The organism is Bergeyella anatis (genome assembly GCF_036016955.1).
Lineage (GTDB): Bacteria > Bacteroidota > Bacteroidia > Flavobacteriales > Weeksellaceae > JAYWXI01.
Map to the genome: position 1 here is coordinate 43190 of NZ_JAYWXI010000006.1, position 25660 is coordinate 68849.

General features: G+C 45.4%; 18 protein-coding genes. 15 read left to right on the plus strand and 3 right to left on the minus strand.

The window, feature by feature from the left end:
• The first annotated feature begins 110 nt into the window (after nt 1–110).
• The 15 genes from recJ to VQ048_RS05875 all read left to right on the plus strand — a co-directional run bounded on the left by recJ (nt 111) and on the right by VQ048_RS05875 (nt 18475).
• Nucleotides 111–1847, plus strand: a complete 1737-nt coding sequence (recJ, locus tag VQ048_RS05805) for a single-stranded-DNA-specific exonuclease RecJ (RefSeq protein WP_327610746.1) — start codon at nt 111–113, stop codon at nt 1845–1847.
• Nucleotides 1848–1858: 11 nt separating this feature from the next.
• Nucleotides 1859–2443 carry a nicotinate (nicotinamide) nucleotide adenylyltransferase gene (gene nadD, locus VQ048_RS05810; protein WP_327610747.1) on the plus strand — a complete coding sequence of 195 codons (585 nt, stop codon included), beginning with the start codon at nt 1859–1861 and terminating at the stop codon, nt 2441–2443.
• A gap of 15 nt (nt 2444–2458) precedes the next feature.
• Nucleotides 2459–2800 carry a DUF3817 domain-containing protein gene (locus tag VQ048_RS05815; protein WP_327610748.1) on the plus strand — a complete coding sequence of 114 codons (342 nt, stop codon included), beginning with the start codon at nt 2459–2461 and terminating at the stop codon, nt 2798–2800.
• Nucleotides 2801–2865: 65 nt separating this feature from the next.
• Nucleotides 2866–3369 carry a DUF2062 domain-containing protein gene (locus VQ048_RS05820; RefSeq protein ID WP_327610749.1) on the plus strand — a complete coding sequence of 168 codons (504 nt, stop codon included), beginning with the start codon at nt 2866–2868 and terminating at the stop codon, nt 3367–3369.
• 66 nt (nt 3370–3435) lie between these two features.
• Nucleotides 3436–6828 (plus strand): isoleucine--tRNA ligase, encoded by a 3393-nt coding sequence (ileS, locus tag VQ048_RS05825; RefSeq protein WP_327610750.1) that lies wholly within the window; start codon nt 3436–3438, stop codon nt 6826–6828.
• Nucleotides 6829–6888: 60 nt separating this feature from the next.
• Complete coding sequence (locus VQ048_RS05830; protein ID WP_327610751.1) at nt 6889–7269, plus strand: TraR/DksA family transcriptional regulator; 381 nt, start codon at nt 6889–6891, stop codon at nt 7267–7269.
• 79 nt (nt 7270–7348) lie between these two features.
• Complete coding sequence (locus VQ048_RS05835; RefSeq protein ID WP_327610752.1) at nt 7349–7993, plus strand: lipoprotein signal peptidase; 645 nt, start codon at nt 7349–7351, stop codon at nt 7991–7993.
• An 88-nt stretch (nt 7994–8081) separates the two neighbouring features.
• Complete coding sequence (locus VQ048_RS05840) at nt 8082–9737, plus strand: ATP-binding cassette domain-containing protein (protein ID WP_327610753.1); 1656 nt, start codon at nt 8082–8084, stop codon at nt 9735–9737.
• Between the two features lie 11 nt (nt 9738–9748).
• A complete protein-coding gene (locus VQ048_RS05845) occupies nt 9749–11065 on the plus strand; it encodes an HlyD family secretion protein (protein ID WP_327610754.1) in 1317 nt (438 codons plus the stop codon).
• Nucleotides 11052–12434 carry a TolC family protein gene (locus tag VQ048_RS05850; protein ID WP_327610755.1) on the plus strand — a complete coding sequence of 461 codons (1383 nt, stop codon included), beginning with the start codon at nt 11052–11054 and terminating at the stop codon, nt 12432–12434. The genes VQ048_RS05845 and VQ048_RS05850 overlap by 14 nt, the downstream gene beginning before the upstream one ends.
• 10 nt (nt 12435–12444) lie before the next feature.
• Nucleotides 12445–13089, plus strand: a complete 645-nt coding sequence (locus tag VQ048_RS05855; RefSeq protein ID WP_327610756.1) for a SanA/YdcF family protein — start codon at nt 12445–12447, stop codon at nt 13087–13089.
• Nucleotides 13090–13207: 118 nt separating this feature from the next.
• The gene (gene trpS, locus VQ048_RS05860) at nt 13208–14176 is read left to right on the plus strand and encodes a tryptophan--tRNA ligase (RefSeq protein ID WP_327610757.1); all 969 of its coding nucleotides are present in this window, start codon (nt 13208–13210) and stop codon (nt 14174–14176) included.
• A gap of 169 nt (nt 14177–14345) precedes the next feature.
• Nucleotides 14346–15713 carry an orotidine-5'-phosphate decarboxylase gene (pyrF, locus tag VQ048_RS05865; RefSeq protein WP_327610758.1) on the plus strand — a complete coding sequence of 456 codons (1368 nt, stop codon included), beginning with the start codon at nt 14346–14348 and terminating at the stop codon, nt 15711–15713.
• Nucleotides 15714–15925: 212 nt separating this feature from the next.
• The gene (gene glgP, locus VQ048_RS05870) at nt 15926–17587 is read left to right on the plus strand and encodes an alpha-glucan family phosphorylase (protein WP_327610759.1); all 1662 of its coding nucleotides are present in this window, start codon (nt 15926–15928) and stop codon (nt 17585–17587) included.
• A gap of 228 nt (nt 17588–17815) precedes the next feature.
• Complete coding sequence (locus tag VQ048_RS05875) at nt 17816–18475, plus strand: DUF2461 domain-containing protein (RefSeq protein WP_327610760.1); 660 nt, start codon at nt 17816–17818, stop codon at nt 18473–18475.
• A 108-nt stretch (nt 18476–18583) separates the two neighbouring features.
• Here VQ048_RS05875 and VQ048_RS05880 read toward each other — a convergent pair whose 3' ends face one another.
• From VQ048_RS05880 to VQ048_RS05890, 3 genes are read right to left on the minus strand one after another with little or no spacing between them, the layout of a single operon-like run.
• Nucleotides 18584–19906, minus strand: a complete 1323-nt coding sequence (locus VQ048_RS05880) for a RagB/SusD family nutrient uptake outer membrane protein (protein WP_327610761.1) — start codon at nt 19904–19906, stop codon at nt 18584–18586.
• A gap of 22 nt (nt 19907–19928) precedes the next feature.
• Nucleotides 19929–22994, minus strand: coding sequence for a SusC/RagA family TonB-linked outer membrane protein (locus VQ048_RS05885; RefSeq protein WP_327610762.1), 3066 nt, complete (start codon nt 22992–22994; stop codon nt 19929–19931).
• A gap of 12 nt (nt 22995–23006) precedes the next feature.
• Nucleotides 23007–25583, minus strand: a complete 2577-nt coding sequence (locus VQ048_RS05890) for a zinc-dependent metalloprotease (RefSeq protein WP_327610763.1) — start codon at nt 25581–25583, stop codon at nt 23007–23009.
• Between the last annotated feature and the right edge of the window lie 77 nt (nt 25584–25660).

The following is a 25660-nucleotide window of genomic DNA, read 5'->3' on the forward strand; positions in this document are numbered from 1 at the left end:
TTTTCTGCCTTAGAATCTCGAAATAAAAGCAGAATCTCTCCTTATCCATTCTTCTACCCTCCCCACTTTATCCTCCTGCTCTAAAATAAATTCGTTATTTTTGCTTCGTTATGAATCAAAAATGGATTTACAAGCCCGAACCTGATGAAGAAGTGGTGGACGGTATCAGTACATCACTCGGTTTTGGAACATTAGAATCCAAAATCCTCGTTCTACGCCATATAGACAACTACCAAAAAGCAAGAGAATTCTTCAAGCCCAAACTCGAAGACATCCATAATCCGTTCCTGATGGCCGACATGCAAAAAGCCGTCGAACGCATTGCCAACGCCATCGAAAACGGCGAGAAAATTTTGGTCTACGGCGATTACGACGTTGACGGCACCACCGCTGTATCCCTGATGTACCTCTATCTGAGTAAAATCGTAGAGAAAAAATACCTCGATTACTACATCCCCGATCGCAACAGCGAAGGCTACGGCATTTCTACCGAAGGAATCGATTTCGCCAAAGAAAACGATTTCCGCCTGATTATCGCTTTGGACTGCGGAATAAAAGCCTTGGACAAGATCGAATACGCCAAAGCATTAGGCATCGACTTTATCATCTGCGACCACCATCTTCCCGGAGAAGAAATTCCCAAAGCAGTGGCCGTACTTGACCCCAAAAGGAGCGACTGCCGCTACCCTTTCAAAGAACTTTCAGGCTGCGGGGTAGGCTTCAAACTCTGCCAAGGGCTAAACACCATCTACAAAATCCCCGACGGAGAACTCTACGAGCTAACCGACCTTTTAGCCATCTCCATCGCGGCAGACATCGTCTCCATGACGGGCGAAAACCGCGTACTGGCCAAAATGGGGCTCAAAACATTGAGAAAAACAAGAAATTTGGGACTTCGGCTGCTAATCCCCGAAGATAAACTGGCTACTTTCGAAATTTCGAATATCGTGTTCGAAATCGCCCCGAAAATCAATGCTGCCGGACGAATTTCACACGGTAAAGCCGCCGTAGAACTCATGGTTTCAGACAACTTAAAGCACGCCACGCAAATCGTCAACGAAATCATCGATCTAAACGGTTCCCGAAGGGAAATGGACCTAAGCAGCACCGCAGAAGCCCTGGAGCAAATCGTCCAAACCCACCAAACCCAAAATTACACCACCGTTGTCTACGGACCGGATTGGAACAAAGGCGTTATCGGCATCGTGGCATCCCGCCTAACCGAAACATACTACAAACCCACTCTCGTTTTTACCAACGGAAATAACGACGAACTGGTTGCCTCCGCCCGATCGGTATCCGATTTCGACGTCCACGAAGCGTTGGAACTCTGCTCGGAATTCTTCACCAAATTCGGAGGACACCCAGCAGCAGCCGGTCTTTCCATGAAAAAAGACCGCTTCGAAGATTTCAAAAAGAAATTTGAACAAGTAGTGGCCGCCCGCATCCAAGAACACCAAAGGGAACCTTCGGTAACCATCGACGCCGAAGTCCAAATCGAGGAGCTGAACAAAGATTTCTTCAACTTCCACCGCAAGCTGGCGCCTTTCGGTCCCCACAACATGAAACCGATTTTGGTACTGAAAAACCAAAAAGTTTCCGGGCATGTCAAACAAATGGGAAAAGACGGAAACCACATCAAATTCTATCTTCATAACCCCGTCAACAACCGAAACATCGAATGCGTGGGATTCAAATTGGGGAAACACCTCGACGACTTCCGAAACAAAACGTTCGACATTGCTTTCACCGCCGAAGAAAACCACTGGAAAGGCAATATCACTTATTACCTCAACATCAGGGACGTAAAGTTTTCCGAATCGGAAGAACAACTTACTAACCTTTAAATTCAAAAAAAATGAAAAAAATAGGGCTGTTTTTCGGCAGTTTCAACCCCATCCATATCGGCCACCTTATCTTGGCCAACTACATCTTGGAGTACTCCGACATGGACGAACTTTGGTTTGTCGTCAGCCCTCAGAATCCTTTTAAGGACAAAAAAACGCTACTAAACGACCACAACCGCTTGGATATGGTAGAACTCGCCCTGAAGCCCTACCCGAAAATGAGAGCCTCCAACATCGAGTTTTCGCTGCCCAAACCCAGCTATACCATCGACACGCTGACCTACCTTCGCGAAAAACACCCCGATCACGCGTTTGCCCTGATTATGGGAGAAGACAACCTGAAAAACCTTCACAAGTGGAAAAATGCAGAAACCTTGATCGCCCAACACCAAATCATTGTTTATCCGAGACTTACCTCCGCCGAAACCACGGAAAACAGCTTTCGCAACCATCCCAATGTTACTTTGGTAAAAGCCCCCATCATCGAACTTTCCGCCACCGAAATACGCGCCATGATTAAGGAAGGAAAAAACACCCGCCCCATGCTTCCTTCGGAAGTCTTCGACTATTTGGACGGCAGTCATTTTTATAAATAAACGATCGCATTATCTATGAATTTCATCGACCGATTCTTCTCGAAATACCCTCAGGAAACACTCATCAAATGGTTCCGCCAGGCCTGCATCATTGAAGCGTGGACCTGCTTTCTTCTTTACTTGGTCGCCATGCCGCTCAAACGCTATTACCCCGAAGCCGACTTTGCTTTAATTTTCATTATCGTAGCCGGCAATCTCCATGGCTTATTTTTTACGCTTTACCTCCTACTCTGCCTTCCCGCCAGAAAGATTTTCCACTGGGACGACGAAGATTTCGTCTTTGCCCTGCTTTCCGCCTTCTTTCCTTTCGCAACGATTTGGGTGGACAAAAAACTCGCACGCCATGATCGGGATTAACCCCCTTTTATCCGCGTTGGCTTATCCCAAACCAAATATTTGCCTTTAGCCCCCAAAATACCCTTGTGAAAAAAGCCTTTCAAAAAAGCCTCAACAGCCAAAAAACAGTCTACCGCTACATTCGCCGAAAAGGTTGGAAGCGCTTTTTAAAAGAGAATATTTTGGAAAGCGAAGGCAGTATTGAAACCAAAGCCAAGTCCATCGCTTTGGGAACGTTCATCGGACTCTCTCCCTTTTGGGGCCTGCACACCCTGCTAGCCCTCTGGTTATCCGTTAGCTTCCGTCTAAATAAAATGCTCACGTTCTTGTTTGCTCAACTCTCCATCGCTCCTTTAATTCCATTTTTCGTTTATCTCGCTCTGCTTATCGGCTCTCCCTTCGTGAAAAACACCACTTCTCCAACCCGCCAAGAGAATTTCGATTTCCAAAGCCTCCAAAACAACCTCCTCCAATACCTTATCGGAAGTACCCTCATGGCCATTTCAGGCGCAGTTTTGTTCGGTGTTTGCTCCTACCTTTTGATGAAAAAATTCCAAAAGAAAACACCTCCCGTAAAAAAGACTTCATAACCCCAAAAAATACATCAAAAATTCTTATATTCGCATTCTTAAATTCACTATCTGAATAGATTGAAAATGAAGAAGTTTAACGAATATAAAAACTTAAACCTCACTGCAGTGGCAGAAGAGGTGGCCGCACTTTGGAAAGAACAAGAAACCTTTAAAAAATCCGTCGAAATCCGTGAAGGCAAAGACGAATTCGTCTTCTACGAAGGACCACCTTCTGCCAACGGAATGCCCGGAATCCATCACGTAATGGCCCGAACCATCAAAGATATTTTCTGCCGTTTCCAAACCCAAAACGGAAAAAAAGTCTTTAGAAAAGCCGGATGGGACACCCATGGACTACCGATAGAACTCGGCGTGGAAAAAGAATTAGGCATCACCAAAGAAGACATCGGCACCAAAATTTCCGTTGAAGATTACAATAAAGCCTGCCGCGAAGCCGTCATGCGCTACACCGACGTGTGGAACGACCTGACCGAAAAGATCGGCTACTGGGTAGATCTCAATCACCCTTACATCACCTACGAACCCAAATACATGGAAACCGTATGGTGGCTGCTGAAACAACTGTACGATAAAAAATTACTTTATAAAGGCTATACCATCCAGCCCTACTCGCCCAAAGCGGGCACAGGGCTCTCATCCCACGAGCTAAACCAGCCCGGAACCTACCGTGATGTTTCGGATACAACCGTCGTTGCTCAATTCAAGGTCACCCGTCCCAGCGAAGCTCTAAAAAGCCTATTCGAAGGACGAGAGGTTTCGGTTTTGGCATGGACGACTACGCCTTGGACTTTGCCTTCCAATACCGCACTGGCCGTAGGAAGCGCCATCGATTACGTACTGGTCAAAACCTTCAACCAATACACTTTTGAACCGGTTCACGTCGTATTGGCCAAAGTCCTTTTAGAAAAAACTTTCGGCAAAAAATACACTCCGGCTACCGAGGAAGAGTTGGCAGCCTACACCAGCGAAAGCAAAACCATCCCTTACCAAATCTTAGCTGAATTCTCCGGAAAAGACCTCGAAGGAACACGTTACGAGCAACTTATCCCTTGGTTTCTTCCCGCTGAAAATGCAGACCAGGCTTTCCGGGTCATCTTAGGCGATTTCGTTACCACGGAAGACGGTACCGGTATCGTCCACATTGCTCCAACTTTCGGTGCAGACGACGCCCGCGTAGCAAAAGAAAATAGCATTCCTCCAATGCTCGTAAGAGATCAAAACGATAATTTGGTGCCTTTGGTTGACCTTCAGGGTAAATTCTTAAAAGGCGACCGCGTTCCCGAACTTTTCGGTGGAAAATACATCAAAAACGACTATTACGACGAAGGAAGCGCCCCCGAAAAATCATGGGATGTGGAACTGGCCATCCTATTGAAAACCGAAAACAAAGCCTTCAAGGTTGAAAAATACGTTCACTCTTATCCTCACTGCTGGAGAACAGACAAACCGGTTTTGTACTACCCGCTGGATTCTTGGTTCGTAAAAATGACCGAAAAAAGAGCCCGTTTGACCGAGCTAAACGAAGGCATCAACTGGAAACCCAAGTCGACCGGCGAAGGAAGATTTGCCAACTGGCTGGAGAATGTCAACGACTGGAATCTCTCGCGTTCAAGATATTGGGGCATCCCTCTTCCTATCTGGAGATCCGAAGACTTAAAAGAAGAAAAATGCATCGGTTCCGTAGAAGAACTCTTCAACGAAATCGAAAAAGCCGTCAACGCAGGCGTCATGACGGAAAATCCGTTCAAGGATTTTGAAATCGGCAACATGACGGAAGAAAACTACGCCAAAATCGACCTTCACAAAAACATCGTGGACCGCATCATTTTGGTCTCCGACAGTGGTAAAGCCATGAAACGGGAATCCGATCTCATCGATGTTTGGTTCGACTCTGGATCCATGCCTTACGCCCAACTTCATTACCCTTTCGAAAACAAGGAGCTAATCGATAGCGGAAAAGCATTCCCTGCCGACTTCATCGCGGAAGGCGTTGACCAAACCCGAGGCTGGTTTTACACTCTTCATGCCATTGCCACGACCGTATTTGACTCCGTAGCTTACAAAAACGTTGTATCCAACGGCTTAGTCCTCGACAAAAACGGCCAAAAAATGTCCAAACGATTAGGCAACGCCGTGGATCCTTTCGAAACCCTGAAAACCTACGGTCCCGATGCCACCCGCTGGTACATGATAGCCAATGCCAACCCTTGGGAAAATCTAAAATTCGATGTCGAAGGGATCGACGAAGTCCGACGGAAGTTTTTCGGAACCCTTTACAATACGTACTCGTTCTTTGCATTGTATGCCAACGTAGACGGCTTTAAATACGAAGAAAAAGACATCGAAAACCGACCGGAGATTGACCGTTGGATTCTCTCCGAACTCAATCTACTGGTAAAAGAAGTAACCGAAAATTATCAGGATTACGAACCGACGAAGGTCGCCAGAGCCATCAACACCTTCGTTAACGACAACCTGAGCAATTGGTACGTCCGTCTCTGCCGTCGCCGATTCTGGAAAGGAGATTACACCGAGGATAAAATATCCGCCTACCAAACCCTCTACACTTGTTTGGAAACCGTGGCCAAAATTTCGGCTCCCATCGCTCCGTTTTTCATGGATCGTCTCTACAGAGACCTCAATGGCGTAACCGGTAAAGACACTGCCGAATCCGTCCACCTCACCGATTTCCCTGTGGCCCAGGAAAACAAAATCGACCAAGATCTGGTGGAGAAAACCCATTTGGCCCAAACCATTACCTCCATGGTCTTTTCCTTAAGGAAAAAAGAAAACATCAAGGTAAGACAGCCTCTCCAAAAAGTAATGATTCCCGTGTTGGATAAAAAAACGCAGGAGCAAATCGCTGCTGTTTCAGCCCTGATTAAACAAGAGGTCAACGTCAAAGAATTGGAGCTCATCGACGCCGAACAAGCCGCTCACCTCATCGTCAAACAAATCAAACCGAATTTTAAGACACTCGGCCCGAAATTAGGTAAAGACATGAAGAGCGTGGCTGCCGAAATTCAAAGTTTTTCTGGTGAACAAATCGCCCAACTAGAAAAAGAAGGAAGCATCGAAGTTTCAGGCTACACCATCACAACCGACGACGTGGAAATCCTAACCAAAGACATCCCCGGATGGACCGTCGCAAGCGAAGGAAAAATCACCGTGGCATTAGATTTGACGCTAACCGATGAACTCAAAGCAGAAGGAGTGGCCAGAGAATTTATCAATCGGGTGCAAAACCTCAGAAAAGACAAGGCTTTCGATCTAACCGACCGTATCGTCATCGCCTTGGAAAGCGGTTCGCCATTCGAAAAAGAAATTAAGGAAAACAACGATTATATCGCCTCCGAAGTTTTGTCAAACGAAATAAAATTCGTAAATTCACTAACCCACTTCGATGAGATCGAAATAGACGATATTCCGTTTAAAGTGGCCATTGAAAAACAGTAAAAAACGGCAGGAGAAAAGGCTCTCCTGCCCCTAGTAAACCAATAAAAAACACAAAATAAGATGACCGAAGAAAGACAACGTTACAGCGATGCGGATTTACAGGAGTTTAAGGAAATCATCCTGGACAAGATCGACAAGGCCGAAAAAGACCTTGCTTTGATTAACCAAAATTTCATTAACGACCAAAACAATGGTACGGACGACACCTCCCCGACCTTTAAAGCCTTTGAAGAAGGTGCCGAAACCCTGAGCAAAGAGCAAAATGCCATCTTGGCCGGTCGTCAGGAGAAATTCATCCGCGATTTAAAACACGCCCTCATCCGTATCGAAAACAAAACCTACGGTGTATGCCGGGTTACCGGAAAACTCATTCCCAAAGAACGTCTAAGAGCCGTGCCTCATGCCACACTGAGCATCGAAGCCAAAAATATGCAAAGATAAAACCCATCAGAAAATACAACCCTACAAAATGTAATGCGTCCGCCGCATTACGTTTTGCATTATACCCCCGTGGATCCCAATGAAGAAAATAGCCATTGTTACCCTGATCATCCTACTCATCGACCAATGGTCGAAATTTTACATCAAAACCCATTTCCACCTCGGTGAAAGCATCCCCGTCATGGGACAGGATTGGTTTCGGCTAACCTTTGTCGAAAACCCGGGCATGGCCTACGGTCTTCACTTCGGAGGACTGATTGGCAAGTACTTTCTAGTGCTCATGCGTATTGCCCTGATCGGAGGAATGGTCTACCTCTTCAGCCAATGGATTAAACAAGGGCGAACCACCAACTACCTGCTCATCCCCATGGCCATGATTTTTGCAGGAGCCATCGGCAACCTGATTGACGGGATGTTCTACGGCATGATCTTCGACAGCGGAACGGTGTACGACGAAAGTATCGGACGGTGGATCGATTACGGAGGCATCTCCGAAGTAAGCTGGGGCAACGGCTACTCGCACTTTATGAAAGGCTGTGTGGTCGACATGCTGCATTTTCCGCTAGTGGATTGGCACGTTCCCGAAAGCTGGCCGCTGATCGGAGGAAAACACATCGAATTCTTCAAATACATTTTTAACGTGGCCGATTCCGCCATCACCATAGGCGCAGCCCTCTTGATTCTTTTTAAGAAGAAAGCCTTCCCTAACGGATTGGATTTTTAAATCCGAAAATATTTAGACTAATTCTAAATAATTATTTTTTTTCTTGGCTCAACCATTTCCGCAAATTATATTTGCGGAAATTTTTTATATGGCCAAGGTCAATCACTCGCAAAAACTATGGTCTTTTCTTTCCTCCGAAAAAAAGGATATCGCCAACATTTATTTCTATGCCATCCTCAGCGGACTGGTAAGCCTTTCGGTACCTTTGGGCATCCAAGCCATCATTAATTATACTTTCGGAGCCACCATGGTAACCTCCATCTACATCCTGATTGCTTTGGTAACCTTCGGGACGTTTCTCTATGGTTATTTCCAGGTGCGGGTTATGGAAATCATCGAAAAAATCCAACAAAAAATTTTCGTCCACTACGCCATGGCCTTTGCCGAAAAATTACCCAAAATCAATCTGACCTACGCCAACCAGTACTACCTCCCCGAACTGGTTAACCGTTTTTTTGACACGCAAAACCTTCAGAAAGGTCTATCCAAACTCCTATTGGACCTGCCCGTAGCCCTCATCCAAATCGTATTCGGATTAATATTACTTTCCTTTTATCATCCTTACTTCATCTTTTTTTCGATCTTCATTCTGATCGTGGTGGCTCTTATTTTTTACTTCACAAAAGATCAAGGCATCGAAACCAGCCTGGAAGAAAGCCACCACAAATACGACATTGCCTCGTGGCTGGAAGAAGTTTCCAGAGATTTAAAAACTTTCAAAAATAACGCCTTCCTGCAAGCCCATACCGAAGAAACCAACAAAAAACTAATCCGATACCTCGACTACCGCACCTCTCATTTCAAGGTACTATTATTTCAGTATAAAACCATTATTTTTTTCAAAGTTCTCATCACCTTGGCCATGCTGCTCTTGGGAACCTACCTGCTCCTGAATCAAAAACTAAACATTGGCGCTTTCATCGCTACGGAAATTGTGGTGCTTACCATTATGACCGCCGTCGAAAAACTCATCAAAAGCCTTGAAAAATATTACGACATTGTCACTTCATTCACCAAACTCTCCAAAATTCTGGACCTAAAAGAAGAAACCTCAGGCCTCTTCCTCCCAGAAGAAAAACAAGACGGCTTTGAAGTGCAAGCGCAAGAATTAACCTTTGGCTTCGACCAAAACGCCCCTTTAATCCGAAACCTAAATTTCTCCTTCCCCAAAAACACCATCACCCTGATTACCGGAAGACAAGGCTCCGGAAAATCTCTTTTAATCCATCTGATTTCCGGACTGTACGAACCTTTTTCCGGCCGTGTTTTTTTGGATAAAATTCCGATTCAAAATTTCCAATCTTCCCAACTCAGAAAACACATCGGTCTTTACAGTAACGATTTGGAAGTCTTTAAAGGCAACATCCTGGAAAACATCAACCTAGGAAATCCCACCGTAAGCAATCAAAACATCATCGAAATCGCCGAAAGAATAGGCCTTGAAAATTTCGCTGGCCTCTTCAAAGAAGGTCTTTTAACCGAGATTCAAACCGCCGACCGGCGACTAGCTTATAGTACAAAAAAACTCATCCTCCTGCTTCGGTCCTTTGTCGGCACCAAAAGACTTCTCCTCTTAGAAGATCCATTGGAAGGCTTCAGCCCCGAAATTAAAGCAAAAATGAAAACCTTCCTAAAAGAACTCGCACAACACCGAACCATCATCATCATAGGGGCAGAAGAAGACTACCAAGCCCTGTCCCACCAAGCCTACCGAATCCAAGAAGGCCAATTGCACCAATTATAAAAACGAAAAGCATGCACAGCAACTATTCCTCCTACCAAAAAATATACAAAATCAACCAAAAATCTTCGATTAAGCGATGGTTTTGGTTCGCCTTGGGCGCCCTGCTTCTCATCCTATTTTTACCTTGGACGCAAAACATCAAAACCAAAGGACAAATCACCACCTTGCATCAGGATCAACGTCCCCAAGCCCTCAATTCGCCCATCCCCGGAAAAATAACGCGCTGGTACGTAAAGAACGGCGATCAAGTGAAAAAAGGAGACACTCTGCTGCAAATCTCCGAAATCAAAGAGGATTACATGGATCCCCTGCTCGTGGAACGCACCGAACAACAAGTGGAAGCCAAAAAACACATGAGAGAATACTATTCCTCCAAGATTTCCACAGCCGACCACCAAGTTCAAGCCTTAAACGAAGCCAAAAAACTGAAACTAAGCCAACTGGAAAATAAACTAACCCAGCTTCAAAGTAAACTCAAGGCCGAACAATCCGAGCTGGAAGCCGCCAGTAACGAACTAAAACTCGCCAAAGACCAATACGACAGGCAAAACAAAATGTATGAAGAAGGGCTGGTCTCTCTTACCCAACTCCAACAGAGAAGCGTGGCCTACCAAAACGCCAATGCCAAAAAGACCCATGCCGAAAACAAAATCACCGTCACACGACAAGACCTTCTGAATACCCGTTTGGAACAAAATACAGTACTGCAAGAGTACGCCGAAAAGGTAAGCAAAATCGAGGGCGAAAAATTCGCCAGCCTATCCTCTGTCGCCGGCAGTGAAGGCGAAATTGCCAAACTTCAAAACCAAGTGGCCAATTACAAAGTCAGACAAGGGCTGTACCACCTCATTGCTTCGCAAGACGGGCAAATCGTCAATATCAGTAAATCAGGGCTCGGAGAAATCGTGAAAGAAGGCGAAAATATTGCCACCATCGTCCCTGACAAAGCTCAATATGTTTCCGAAATCTATATCAAACCCGTGGATCTGCCTCTTGTAAAACCCGGACAGAAAGTAGTTTTCACCTTTGACGGTTACCCTGCCATCGTATTCTCCGGATGGCCCAGCGCCAGCCACGGAACTTTCGCAGGAAAAGTATTGGCCGTTGAAAACAACATTAGCGCCAATGGTCTTTTCAAAGCCATCGTCGTGGAAGAACCAACCCATAAACCCTGGCCTAAATCCATTAAAATAGGCACAGCAACCCAAGGCATTGCTCTGCTCAACGACGTACCGATATGGTACGAAATCTGGCGTAATATCAACGGCTTCCCTCCCAATTATTACGACGTTCAACCCGATAAAAATCAAGAGAATGCCAAAAAATAAAATCCAAAAATTCGTTCTCCTCGTTTTATCATTGGTGAGTCTTGAAATACAGGGGCAAGAATCGCTTACTCTGAATCAATTCATGACCATCGTAAAAACCTTTCACCCCACCGTAAGGCAAAGCCGGTTGCAAAATCAAATAACCCAAAACCAAATCCTAGCCGCCAAAGGCCAACTCGACCCTAAACTTTCTGCCAAAGCCGGAGAAAAAAACATTGGCGGTGTAGGCTATTACCGCCAACAGAGCCTGAACATCGAACTCCCGACTTGGTATGGCCTCAACCTCATCGGAGAAGTAAAAAACCTCGAAGGGCAAAAGTTAGACCTCAGCGATACCAAGGGAACCCTCCAACAAATCGGCGTGGAAATCCCCTTAGCCAAAGGCTTGCTGTTCGACCAAAGAAGAGCCTCCATCCAACAAGCCCGCCTTTTCGCCCAAATGACCGAAAACGAACAGAATCTTCTCATCAACGACCTTTTGCTAAAAGCCAGCCAGGCCTACATTGAGTGGTGGAAAAGTCATCAAATTCTCACCATTAACCGCAACGGCTATCAAAACAACAAACAACGGCTTAAAATGATTCAAAAAACCTACGAACTGGGCGAAAGACCAGCCATTGACACCGTTGAAGCCGCCGCCCAAATGCAACTTTTTGAGCTGAAAGTCAATGAAGCCGAAACCCATTTCAAAAATGCCACACTCCAACTTTCGGTATTTCTTTGGGACGACCACACCCGCATGGTTATGCTCCCTTCCCACATAGTGCCGGAAGACTTATCCGAAACCCCAAGCCCGGAATCCGAACACTCCCTTCCAATCCTCGCAAACCATAACGCTCTCTTATACTATCGGAACAAGCAAGATTTTCTTCAGGTGGAAAAAAAACTAAAATTCCAAAGCCTTCTGCCCAAACTGGATTTAGTCTATCATTTCATCCGAAAAGACCAATGGCAGTTTTTTCCGGTTTTCCGAGAGAACTTCCAATACGGAATCAAACTGGAAATTCCCATTTTTTTGCGCACCGAAAGAGCCCATTATGAAAACGCAAAGCTAAAACTCCTCCAAAACGAATTGGATCTCGCCCTAAAGCAAAACGAACTGGACGCCAAACTTCAACAATACCGAAACGAACAAGAAAACTATCACCGTCAGGAAGGTTTGGCTCAAAAAAACATTCTCCTCTACGAACAACTTCTCCGAGGGGAACATTTACGTTTCCTCAATGGAGACGGCTCGGTTTTCCTGATTAATGCCAGAGAAACCAAACTCTTAGAAACAAAAGAAAAACTCACCGAAATTCAAGCTAAGCAGTGGGAAAACCATTACAAATTGCAATGGATAAGAAACGAGTTAATTTCCACGTTATAGAAAAAAATAAATGTTGCGCTTAAAAAAATCCATCCTTTTATTGCCTGCAGGCCTTGTCGCCCTTGTTTCTCTTTTCGTTTGGTGGAGCCACCATACCATCCAATCCGAGACTCAAGACCGCATCACCGAAGACCTAACCTCGCTTCCCGCCCAAAAAGTCGGTTTGGTCTTGGGCACAAGCAAAACACTGGCCAACGGCTATAAAAATTATTACTTCTACTACCGCATTGATGCCGCCGAACGTCTTTACAAATCGGGAAAAGTCCGCTACCTGATCGTCAGCGGAGACCATTCGCTAAAACACTACAACGAACCTGAAGACATGACCAACGAACTCGTGGCTCGCGGCATCCCGAGAGAACATATTTTCCAAGATTTTGCCGGACTCCGTACCTTAGACTCCGTTCTCAGGGCTCAAACCATTTTTGGGCAAAAAGCGTTTATCATTATTTCTCAAAAATTCCATAACGAAAGAGCCGTTTTCATTGCCCGAAAACACGGCATCGAAGCCTACGGCTACAATGCGGAAGACGTTAACCGCTATGCCGGATTCAAAACCCAAATCCGCGAATATTTCGCCCGAGCCAAAGTCTTTTTGGATTTTCTCTTTGGCGTAACTCCGAAATTTGGAGGCGAAAAAATCACCATCCCTTAGAAAACGGCCCTTTTCATGTCTTTCAGATTCCTTATTTTTGCACTCTGTAAAAATGGGAGCGCGGCTCCCTTAACCTAAAAGTTAATCTAAAAATTGATTTCAAACCATAATTAAAACCATGTCCAGAATACTCACGGGGATACAAGCCACCGGAACCCCTCATCTCGGCAATTTGCTCGGAGCCATCATTCCAGCCATCGAATTATCCAAAAAACCGGAAAACGAATCGTTCTTGTTCATTGCCAATATGCATTCGCTCACCCAAATCAAAAATGCGGAGGAACTGAAACGAAACACCTACCAAATCGCTGCTGCGTGGCTGGCTTTCGGATTGGACACAGAAAAAACGTACTTCTACCGCCAAAGCGACGTTCCCGAAGTCTGCGAACTGGCTTGGTATCTATCCTGCTTCTTTCCTTACTCTCGGATGCAATTGGCGCACTCCTTCAAGGATAAAGCCGACCGTTTGGAAGACGTCAACGTAGGCTTGTTTACTTACCCTGTCCTAATGGCGGCTGACATTCTACTCTACGGAGCCGAAATCGTTCCCGTGGGAAAAGACCAACTGCAGCATTTAGAAATGGCAAGGGATATGGGTGCAAGATTCAACCACCAAATGGGCGAAGTATTCACCCTGCCTCAAGCCAAATTACAGGAAGAAACCAAATACGTCCCCGGTACCGACGGTGAAAAAATGTCCAAATCCAGAGGCAATATCATCAACATCTTTCTGCCTCAAAAGCAACTAAAAAAACAAATCATGGCCATTGAGACGGATTCCACCCCCTTGGAAGCCCCCAAAGACCCGGAAACCTGCAAAGTCTTTGCTCTCTACGCCCTGATTGCCTCCGCCGAACAAACCGAAAAAATGCGGCAGAACTATTTGGGCGGAAACTACGGCTACGGCCACGCCAAAACCGAACTTCTCCAATTAATTTTAGAACAATACGCCCCCCAAAGGGAAACCTTCGATTACTATATGACCCATCTCGAAGAATTAGACGCCAAGCTGATGGAAGGGGCAAAAAAAACCAGAGCCATCGCCGCCCAAACCCTGAAAAAAGTTCGCGAAAGCCTCGGTATGTAACCGAAGTAAAAAACATTACCCTCCAACAGCATCGTTTTTCTAAAGAAAAGTCCGGTGCTGTTTTTTTTTTATTCCCCGCTCCTAAGGTTTTTCCAAAAAACACTTTCCGATCGACAAGCTTCTTTCTTCCGACAAATAGCCTTAACTTTGTGCAAAGTGAAAAGTAAAAATGGAAAATAAAAAAGCGTTCTTTCTGGAGTGCTACAAGCACGGCATCATCAAGTTCGGAAAATTCACCCTCAAAAGCGGTATCGAAAGCCCTTTCTATGTTGATCTCCGCCCACTGGCCTCCGATCCCAAAATTCTGAAGCAATTGGCGCATCACCTTTTGAACCTTTTGCCCGATCGGAACTTCGATTTAATTTGCGGCGTTCCCTATGCCGCCCTCCCGATGGCCACCGCCATCTCTTTGGAAAGCCAAATCCCATTAATCATCAAAAGAAAAGAAGCCAAAACTTACGGCACCAAAAAATTAATTGAAGGTGTTTTCCAAAAAGGACAAAGCTGTCTTTTGGTTGAAGACGTCATCACCTCCGGAAAATCTTTACTGGAAACCATTCCCGAAATCGAAAACGAAGGCCTGAGTGTCGCCGACATCCTCATCGTCCTTGACCGTCAACAAGGTGGTACCGCCCTACTCGAAAGCAAAGGATTCCGTGTCCACACCCTCTTTACCATTTCCGAAGTGTGCACCATTCTCCGTGAAGAAAATCTATTGGACGACAAACAAGTCCAACGAATCAATGCTTTTCTGGAAGGCAACCCGATTCAGTTTGACACGCCCAGCCGCCTCTCCTACGAGCAAAAACGGGAACGCCAAAACCATTCCGCAGCCAAAAAGCTGCTGGAAATCGCTTTGGATAAAAAATCCAACCTCATTGCTTCTGCCGACGTCATCACCACCAAAGAACTCCATGAACTGGCTGAAAACGTAGGTCCGCACATCGTTGCCTTGAAAACCCATATCGACATCATCACCGATTTTGATTACGACAAAACCATTCTCCCTCTAATTGATATCGCCCAAAAGCACAACTTCCTGTTGATGGAAGACCGTAAGTTCGCCGACATCGGAAACACTCAGGAACTCCAATACTCCTACGGCATCTACCGGATTTCGGCATGGGCCGACCTAATCACCTCCCAAGTCATCGGAGGCTCTCCTTCCTTGGATTTCTTCCACAACTCCGGCGTCATCGCCATTGTCGGCATGTCTTCCAAAGGCGCCCTAACCGATGCAAACTACCGCGAAGAAGCGCTAAAAATTGCCCTTTCGCATCCCAACGTCATCGGAGGCGTAGCCCAAAACCCGATTCCCGAAGAACTCCTGCTTTTTACTCCCGGTATAAATCTGGAAACCTCCGGAGACGGCAAAGGCCAACAATACAGTACCCCCCAGCATGCATTTAAAAACCTCCAAACCGACTTCATCATTGTAGGACGAGGCATCTACAAAGCCGATCAGCCCGAAAAAGCCGCATTGGACTACAAAATCGCAGGCTGGCAAGCTTACACGGATGCTTTGAAAAAACCGTAATTAGTATTACCCCAGTAAAAAACCCTCTTTTTTTCGATCGTGAAAAAAAAGAGGGTTTACTTTTTTCTCCCCAAAAATCCCCTCCCCCAATATGAACACAAAATTAAAAATGACCTGATAAACATTAGGATTTGCCTTTTTCCCCTTTTCAAAATTCCTGAAAAAGCTAAAATTATATACCTTTGTCGCTCGAACTTTTAAACTTTATGACGATGGATTTTAAAAACTTCCAGATGCCTTACAGCATCAATCCCGAATACTCAAAAAAAACCGCTTATTTCTCTATGGAATTCGCCATAGATCAAGCGCTTAAAATATACTCCGGAGGCTTAGGATTTCTTGCCGGATCGCATATGCGAAGCGCCTACAACCTAAAGCAAGACCTCATCGGCATCGGTATTCTTTGGAAATACGGCTACTACGACCAAGCCCGTAACAACGACCAAACCCTGCAGCCTACATGGACCAAAAAAAGGTACAGCTTTTTGCAAGATACCGGTATTAAATTCCAAATTGATATCCACAGCGCTCCGGTTTGGGTGAAAGTGCTTTATTTGGATCCCGAAACATTCCATACCGCACCGATGTTCTTCCTTTCCACCGACGTTCCGGAAAACGATTACATCTCCAAAACCATCTGCCATAAACTCTACGACGCCAACGAATCCACTAAAATAGCACAATACATCCTATTGGGAAAAGGAGGCGCCAAACTGTTGGACATGATGAACTTCAGCCGAGACATCTACCACTTCAATGAAGCCCACGCTCTTCCTGCCGCGTTTTACCTTCTGAGAAAATTCGACGGAGACATGGAAAAAGTAAAAGAAAAAGTCGTGTTTACCACCCACACCCCCGAAGAAGCCGGTAACGAAAAACACAGCTTCGATATGTGTTACGACATGGGCTATTTCTCCGGATTCAGCAAAGAAGAAGTTAAAAACATCGAAGGCTACCCCGATCCCAATCTTTTCAACCACTCCCTCTGTGCGTTGAAAATGTGTAAAATAGCCAACGGCGTTTCCAAACTGCACGGCGAAGTTTCCAACATCATGTGGGGCAAATACCCCGGCATCGCCAAAATCACCTCCATCACCAATGCCCAAGAATTCAAATATTGGGCAGATAAACCGCTTTATCAAGCGAAAGACGAAGGCGATGACACCCAATTCGATTTCCGAAAAAAACACATCAAAAAAAGACTCTTCAAAGTTGTTGCCGATCAATGCGGAAAACTCTTCGACCCCAACGTACTTACCATCGTGTGGGCCAGACGATTCGCCGGATACAAACGAGCCGACTTCCTGCTTCACGACAAAGAACGCTTCAGCAAAATGCTAAACAATAGCCGCTACCCCGTTCAAATCATCTGGGCCGGAAAACCCTACCCAATGGATTACGCGGCCATCTCCACCTTCAATACCTTGGTGGAAGAAAGCAAAAATTACGGCAATATGGCCGTACTAACCGGCTACGAACTCGCTCTGAGTAAACTCCTGAAACAAGGCTCCGACGTTTGGTTGAATAACCCGCGTGTTCCGAGAGAAGCCTCAGGAACCTCAGGAATGACTGCCGCCATGAACGGATCCATCAACCTTTCCACCGACGACGGATGGATCCCCGAATTCGCCCAACCAGGCGTTAATAGTTTCGTCGTTCCGAAAGCCGATTATCTCAACATGAGTGTCTACGAACAAGACAACTACGACTTGGAACAACTTTACCACATTTTGGAAAACCAAGTCATCCCAACATACTACGAAAGACCTGACGAATGGAGGAAAATCACCCAAACCGCCATGGACGACGTGAAGGAAACCTTCAATAGCGACCGTATGGCAAAAGAATATTACGACCTCCTCTACAACGCTTAAACTTAGCTTTTAGTTTAAACTAACTTATAAAATCTCGGGGCTGCCTTTTAGGCAGCCCCGATTTCATAAAAGCTTTAGCATACCCTGATCTTTTAAAATTCTATAGAGGTAACCGACTCAATTTCTCCATAAAAAATGATAATCAAAAGCTCCGTAATTTCATCAAAAAAATAAATTCTGATAAATAATATAGTACCTTTGGTAACATAAACAACTAAAGACCTTCTCATGCCACTAAACGAAAAAACATTTCTCTTCCTGACCGACCTTCAAACGCACAACAACCGCGAATGGTTTAACGACAACAAAGAACGCTACCTCGAAGCCAAAGCCGACACCCTCCAACTCATTGAAGAACTCCTCGAAGAAATAGCCCATTTTGACCCCGAAATAGTAAAAATCAACGCCGAAAAAACCCTTTTCCGCATTTATCGCGACACTCGTTTTTCCAAGGACAAATCCCCCTACAAAACCAATTTCGGAGCCGCCATAGGCATGGGAAAATCCAGTCCGAAAGCAGGCTATTACCTGCACATCGAACCCGGAAAATCCTTCCTCGCAGGAGGATTTCACCGCCCTGAAAGCACCCTCCTGAAAAAAATACGCCAAGACATTGTGGCTCTCAGTGACGATTTTAAAGCCTTAATAACGCATCCCAATTTCCGCGAGTCATTCCAAACGCTCGATACGGAACTTCAACTCTCAAGAGTCCCACAAGGCTTCGACAAAGACCACCCCATGAAAGAATTTTTAAAATTAAAAAGTTTTACCGCCCGCCTCCCCCTGAGCGATTATGAACTCCAAACCCTTCCCCCGAAACATCTCGCCAACCATTACAAAACACTAAAACCCTTAAACGACTTTATAAATGGGGCTATCGACGCCTAAACCCAGAGCCGGTCATCCAAAAAAGTGTATTTTTTTCTAAAAAATACAGGAAAAACAAAATCCCGGGGCGGCAAGCCGCCCCGGGATTTTCAAAACTCAAATTTTTGCTTATAAATTAGGATTCTTCAGTCTTGCGCTTGCCGGAAACGGAAGCACATAACGGTCATCCCCCTGCTGCATTACCGCCGTCTCTGCCTCGTACTGATGTTGCATCTCAGGCTTCCCTGTCCGACGAAGATCATACCAGCGTAATCCCTCGAACGCCAACTCCCGTTGCCGCTCACCATAAAGTACCTTGAGATATTCTTCTCCTGACAGGGCTTCCACCTTCGCTTTAAAAACGGCCAACCCTTGAGCATTGTAACGCGTTGCCGCCAAAGCCAGCAATGTATTTTTGGAACTTTGCTCATCTCTCAATTTATACTCGGCTTCCGCCTTCAAAAGATAAATTTCTCCAACCCTAAACGAACTTTTCAGTTCATTCGATGAGGCAAATTTGGTCGATTGATACAACGTTCCCGAACGTCTGAAGTACTTGGCAAATCTCAAATCGTTAGTTTGGTCGTAAAGCCCGATTAAATTTTCACTCGCCCTATACACCGAATTTGTATTGGAATTCAGATTCGCATCAAGATTCATAATCGACTCCACAGAGCGGAAACTCGAAGGCAAAACCGAAAAACGGTTAAAATCTTCCAGCCTTCCATTAACCGCCAACACTTTCTGCGCATAAGAAAGAGCCTTGCCCCAATCCCCCATATATTGGTAAATCCTAGCACTGAAAGCATCCAATGCCACCTTAGTAAAGCGATAATTCAGCCCCGCATCAAACTGATTGACACTCAAAAGCGATTCAGCCCTTTGAACATCCGCCAAAATCTGAGCATAAACCTGCTGAACCGTCGCCCTAGGATAGGTCTTTTCCAAATCAATTTCCAATACCAGAGGAACCGCCAAAGCCGAGCCATTCGCTTCTTCGTACATCGGAGCAAACAAGTTTACCAATTCAAAATTACACAATGCCCTCAGCGCATACGCCTCTCCCAAAATCTGATTCTTTTCGGCCCCCTCAGGCATATCTTTGGCGCCTTGCAAAATCGTATGATTGGCATAAAATATAACACTATAAAACTGCCCGTAAGGCACCTCCACCGTTGCCGGATCCCGCGAAGAATCTTTCCAAAGAAAAAGATCCTTATACGAAACCACCTCATCCGATGAGGGGTTCAGCTGAACTTCATCCGTACGGCTCTGAATCACTGCCCGATGGGCAGGATACAGCGAATAAGCCCGCGTCAAAACCGCCCTGTAGTCCTCCACCGTTTTCGGAATAGCCTTTCCCGTAGGTGTAATATCCAAAAAGCGGTCGCAAGACACCGTAGAAACAGACAGTAAAGACAAAAGCGATAATGCGATAATATGTTTTTTCATTTTGTTGTCGTTTTAAAAATGATTAAAAGCCTATGTTAAACCCTAAAATAACCGATTTCTGTACCGGTGTGGCATAAATATTCCCATAGGTTTCCGGATCAAAATAACCGGCAGTATTCGTTCCGAAAGTCAGCAGATTTCGCCCCTCAAGCGACAAACGCATGGAAGCAATTCCCGTAGACTTCAGTACCGACTGAGGAACCGAATACCCCAACCTGATGCTGCTTATCCGAATAAAGCTAATCTCTTTGTTCCAAATATCCAGGTTGTTATAGATCCCCATATAGTCATTCCCCGGATAGAACCAATTGTAAGTCAAGCGGTCCGAGGGAAGCGTTTCTGCCCCCACAATCCGTGGCAAACGCCCGTTTCCGGCATGAAGCACATCCGAAGAATAGTTCAATCCACGATCCACAGCCGTAAAATTATACGTCGGACGCCCCTTTACATACTGCCGAAGATTAAACGTCGTTGCAATGTTCAAGTCCCAATTTTTCATTCGGAACGTGTTATTAATCCCCCCGTAAAATTTCGGATCCCTATCCCCCAAATAAGAATAAAGGCCTCGGGATTCCACATCCGACAAACTGCTCTGAACATAATCCGGCCAAAAGAAATCGTACGGATTGGAAAGTTTAAGGAAGTCCACCGCATTCACCACACTGCCATCCTTACCATAGAATAACGGCATTCCGTTCTCGTCCAATCCCGCCGTTTTGATTCCGAAAACCGCATTAACCGGATAACCCAATCCCGACGGGGTAAACTGGTTATTCCGAGCCATGATTTGATCAATATTACTCCGGTTAGCCGCAATATTAATCGCCGTAGACCACGTAAAATTACCCGTATCCACATTCACCGAAGACACCGAAAATTCAAACCCTCGGTTGGTGATCCCCGCCCAGTTAATCGTAGCAAAATCCACTCCTGATTCCTGAGGAAGCTCCGTCACCCCGACAATATCCGTCCCCTTACGGTGATACAAATCAAAAACAAAATTCAAACGGTTATTAAATAATCCGAAATCCAACCCAAGGTTAATATTGGTCGTCTTTTCCCATCGAAGCCGCTCATTCGGATAAGTATCCGCAATCAGCATATTTTCCGTCGTATTCAGCAAACGAACAGGCCGGTAAGAACCCACAAAAAATTTAGACGTATTCCGATCGATATTCCCTTGCAAACCATAAGACCCTCTTAATTTCAGGGTGCTGATCGTAGTATTATCCGCAAGAAAACCTTCCCGCTTCACATTCCAAGCCCCAGAAACCGCCCAAACCGGAAGGTATTTATCCCGAAGCTCCGCTCCGAAAAGATTGGTTCCGTCATAGCGCAAACTACCAAACAAGGTGTATTTCTTCCCAAACGTATAAGACGCCGTCCCATAAAAAGAAGTGTACGCATCCTCATTAAGATAATTGGTAACCGGTATATAGTTCGCATTGGTAATTTGGCTGGAAGGAATCGTTAAAGGAACCGACGTCCGCGTAAATGGATTATACCCGTACATCTGAGAATTAGTCCCTTCTGTTTTCACCCTGCGCAATTCATTTCCCACCAAGAAATCCAAATCATGAGAGCCCAAATTGACACGGTATTGCAAAACATTCTTCCAATTGTACTCAAACCCTTTATCGTCTACGGTATTGAGATAATCCCCCTCCGGAAGGATATACGTATCGGTATTACTCTGGTAAGAATTCGCTAAAGCACGACGCATGAAGTAAGTGTCCTGCTTGGCATAACGCTCGGTATGCGTATTTTCAAGAAGCACCCCCAATTGCGTACGGAATTCCAAGCCCTTGAGGATTTTATAATCGGCATCAAAAATAAATCGCGCCGAACGGGTCTGCATATCGTAACGGGTATTCTCCCTTTCCTCAATATAGTTAAACGGCAGACGAACGATTGTCCCATTAGAACGCTCGATATAATTGATGTCCTGATCGTAAATATAATTGCCATCCGCATCCCTTACCGCCAAATAAGGATTAGCCGTTCGGGAATAATAGGTCGGTGTGGTAAAGCTTCCCGTATCCGAAAGAAAAGATTTACGCGTGGTCTGCACCCCAAAAAAAGTAATTCCTAAATTAAGTTTTTGGTTGAATTTAAAGCTGTTCTTCAACGTAACGTTAAACCGATCAAACCCCGAACCGATAACCGCAGCATCTTCATTGTAGTATCCCAATGAAGCGTAGTAATTGTAGTTATCGACCCCGCCGGAAAAGTTGATGGACTGTTGCTGATTAACCGCCGCACGGTAAAGCAAATCCCCCCAACGGGTATTCACCCCACGCAACGCCTGAATTTGAGCTTTGGAAGCCGAAGACAAAGCTTCATACCCACCGAGGCGGTAAGCCGTCAAATCGCCATTAGCCGTAAGGATTCTCATCACTTCCCCTCCACCGCTGCGGTAACCGTCCAAATCCTCACGGCCAGCCATTGCCAGCTCAAAATCCACTTTCTGGTTCGAGTTCAAGAGGTTAAGTTTTTCAAAATTAGGACGAAGATTCACAAAGGTATTAGAGGAAAAATTAATATTCAGTCTCCCTTTTTTCCCTTTCTTCGTGGTTACCACAATCACTCCATTTGCCGCTCGAGCGCCATAAATCGCCGTAGCCGAAGCGTCTTTTAGAATAGTGATGTCTTCGATATCCTCCGGGTTCACTCCTGCAATCGAATAGTTTCTAAGCAAGTTTATATCCTCGCCCGCATTGTATTTCGGTGCTTCGTTGCCCTCCAAAGGAACCCCGTCCAACACCCATAGAGGATCGACACTTCCCGACAGAGAAGCCGTCCCACGAATCCGAATCGGAGCAATCTGACCTGGCGTCCCCGATGCCGGATTAATCATCACACCAGCCACTTTCCCCTGCAACATCTGCTCCACCGAAGCCGTTCCTTTCTGCTCGATATCCGCCATCTTTACGGTCGATACGGCCGATGTGAGCTTATTTTTCTCAATCTTTTGGTACCCCGTAATCACCACTTGTTCAATTTCCTTGCTTCTTTCCAACGTATCGGACACGCGGGTCTGCGCCGCCAATGCCATGGGAAGAAAAAGAAAAAATACACCTGTTTTCATATGTCCATTAATTTACTTTCCTAAAATTTCGTCCAAACGGATTATGGTATCTTCATAATGGCTTCGGGTCATCGCATCACCGCTGCCCGCTGCCATCTTCATCAGTCGTCTTACCCGAATCAACTCGCCTCGCTTTAACGAACCTACGTCCGATAGGCGTTTCATCCCCGTAAAATAAAGTTCCAATGCCGCCTCCGAATCGCCATAAGCCCGATCCAAATGATGAAAATGCCCCGCATAATCGCAAATCATCGGCATACGAGTAGAAGCCATCGACTTGGAAGACGTTTTTTCATACATCCGCTTCACATCAATAATTAGCGCATCAATGTAATTTTTCTGAGTCATGCGCTCATAAATATTCAAATTCTTTTTACGAATCGTCTTGGCAAAAATCACTTTTCGAAGATCCTCAAAAAGCTCCAACGCCGTCATCTCCTTCGACGCAGAACCATTAAATTCGTTTTCCTGAAGCCTCAAAAGCCGATCGTCCCTCAAAAGATTATACAAAATAACAGCCTGCTTTTCTCTAAAAACATTATAAGGCGACTGATCCACCGCTCCTTTAGGAGTGGATTTGGCCGGTTTCAAAAGAGGAGTCCATTGATTTACAAAAAGCCATTTCGGAAAAACCACCACATGCCGAGCCAAATAATCCACGGCTCTTTTTTGCACCTCGTACGGCACACTTTGGTAAGACACCTGCCCGTCCCCGTAAACATTAGGATTCAGATAAATGCCCCCGATATTAGCCAAAACATGGGAATTATACACCTGCCATTGATTGATGATCTGATTGTAAAATGCCTTCGCTTCTTCATACGATTCCCCTTCGTTTGTGGTCCATTTCACAAGATTCGCCAAACTTTTCTTGAGGTTATTCAAACCGTATTCGCCGGCCTTCATCGCATCATTCCCCAAATCTTCACTTTGGGAGCGGGGATCGATGACCTCTTCCTGCTGCGCACCATAAAAATAAAGAGGATCCTTAGCATGGCGCTCAATCCACGCGCGGGTTTGTTTTACTTCGTCAAAAGGCGATTTTGCCCCCGTCCACCGGTACCCCCAATGAATGGCAAACTCATCGTAAACCCCAATCTGAGGCGTAATCTGTGTAACTCCGTCGCCTTCCTGAGCAATATAATTAAACCTCGCATAATCCATAATCGAAGGAGCCGTCCCCCCCATTTCGGACGTAAAAGAAGGATCTCTGAGTTTTTCCACATCAAAAGCAAACGAAGCTCCCATATTGTGTTTCAGCCCAAGGGTATGCCCCACTTCGTGCGACGAAGCAAAACGAACCGCATTAGCCATACGTTCCACGGGAAGCTTGTTTCCCCTCGCCTGAGGATCAATAATCCCCGTCTGAACACGCATCCACGTCTGAAGCAACGACATGACATTATGCCACCACACAATATCGGCTTCAAGAATTTCCCCGCTTCGGGGATCTACCACCGAAGGCCCCATCGCATTAGCCTTCTCCGAAGCCGCATACGTAATCACCGAATAGCGGACGTCATCCGGATCGAAATCTTTATCCTCGGGTAACGGCATTCTTGCTTCTATGGCATTTTTAAACCCCGCCTTTTCAAACGTTCGTCCCCAATCTTTAACCCCGTCCAAAATTGCCTGCTGCCATTGTTTAGGCGTAGCGGGATCTAAATAGTAAACAATTTTTTTTCGAGGTTCTACCAATTCGCCTTTCAGATAACGATCCACATCCTCAGGCTTAGGCTCCAGCCGCCAGCGGGTAATCAATTCCTTATTTTGCACCGCCTGCTGTTCATCCGAATAATAACTTTTCTTGGTTGTAAAATACCCCACCCGATGATCGGAAAAACGCCCCACCATAGGCTCCGGCAAAAGAATGAGGTTAGTTGTGGTAAGAATCGTAAGGTTTGCTGTTTCTTTATTCTCCGTCACACTGCTGCTCAAAACGGATTTCACCACAATATTCTCGGGAAAAACCTTGACTTCGTCAATATAGGAACGGTCGCTTTTCACCGCGCTGCCTATCCCTATGTTATCAAACAGGTTATTAAAACTCTTTGAGCTTCCGTTAAACACCTTATTCACCTGAAACACCACCCGAGCCGAATCCTTAGCATACGCCTTGATATCAAAACCTTCTATGATGGCTTCCGCATAGTTATCCCTTACGGATTGGGCGATACGGTCTCCTTCGGGAACCGATACCTTGGGATCAAACGTCTTTGCCCAAACCTTGTTATTTTTCTTATCAATATAAAAACGGATGATTTGGTTTTCGTAGTTGATGCCCTTATTAACTCCCGCTTCATTAATCTGAGTATTGACCGTGGAAAGTTTATTCACAATCAATAAATCTTTCCCTTCGATAGCGGGCGTAATCTCAAAAAAAACATCGCCTTTTTTTTGGTAAACATTAAAAAGGCCACTTTTGAGCACGGCACCTTTGGTCAACTCTTCATACTTGGTCGTCTTAGTTCCGAGCGAATCGGTCGTTTTGGATTGTGCTTCCTTTTTTTCGTTCTCCTTTTTCGTTTCTTGTGCCATTGCGCAGGACAATCCCGCCCAAACAAAAAAACAAAACCACACTTTTTTCATAATCTTTTTTTGAGGGGCGCAAAGGTACGAATTACGATTAAGTTGCACACAATGACTTTCGTTAGGCCAAATACTTT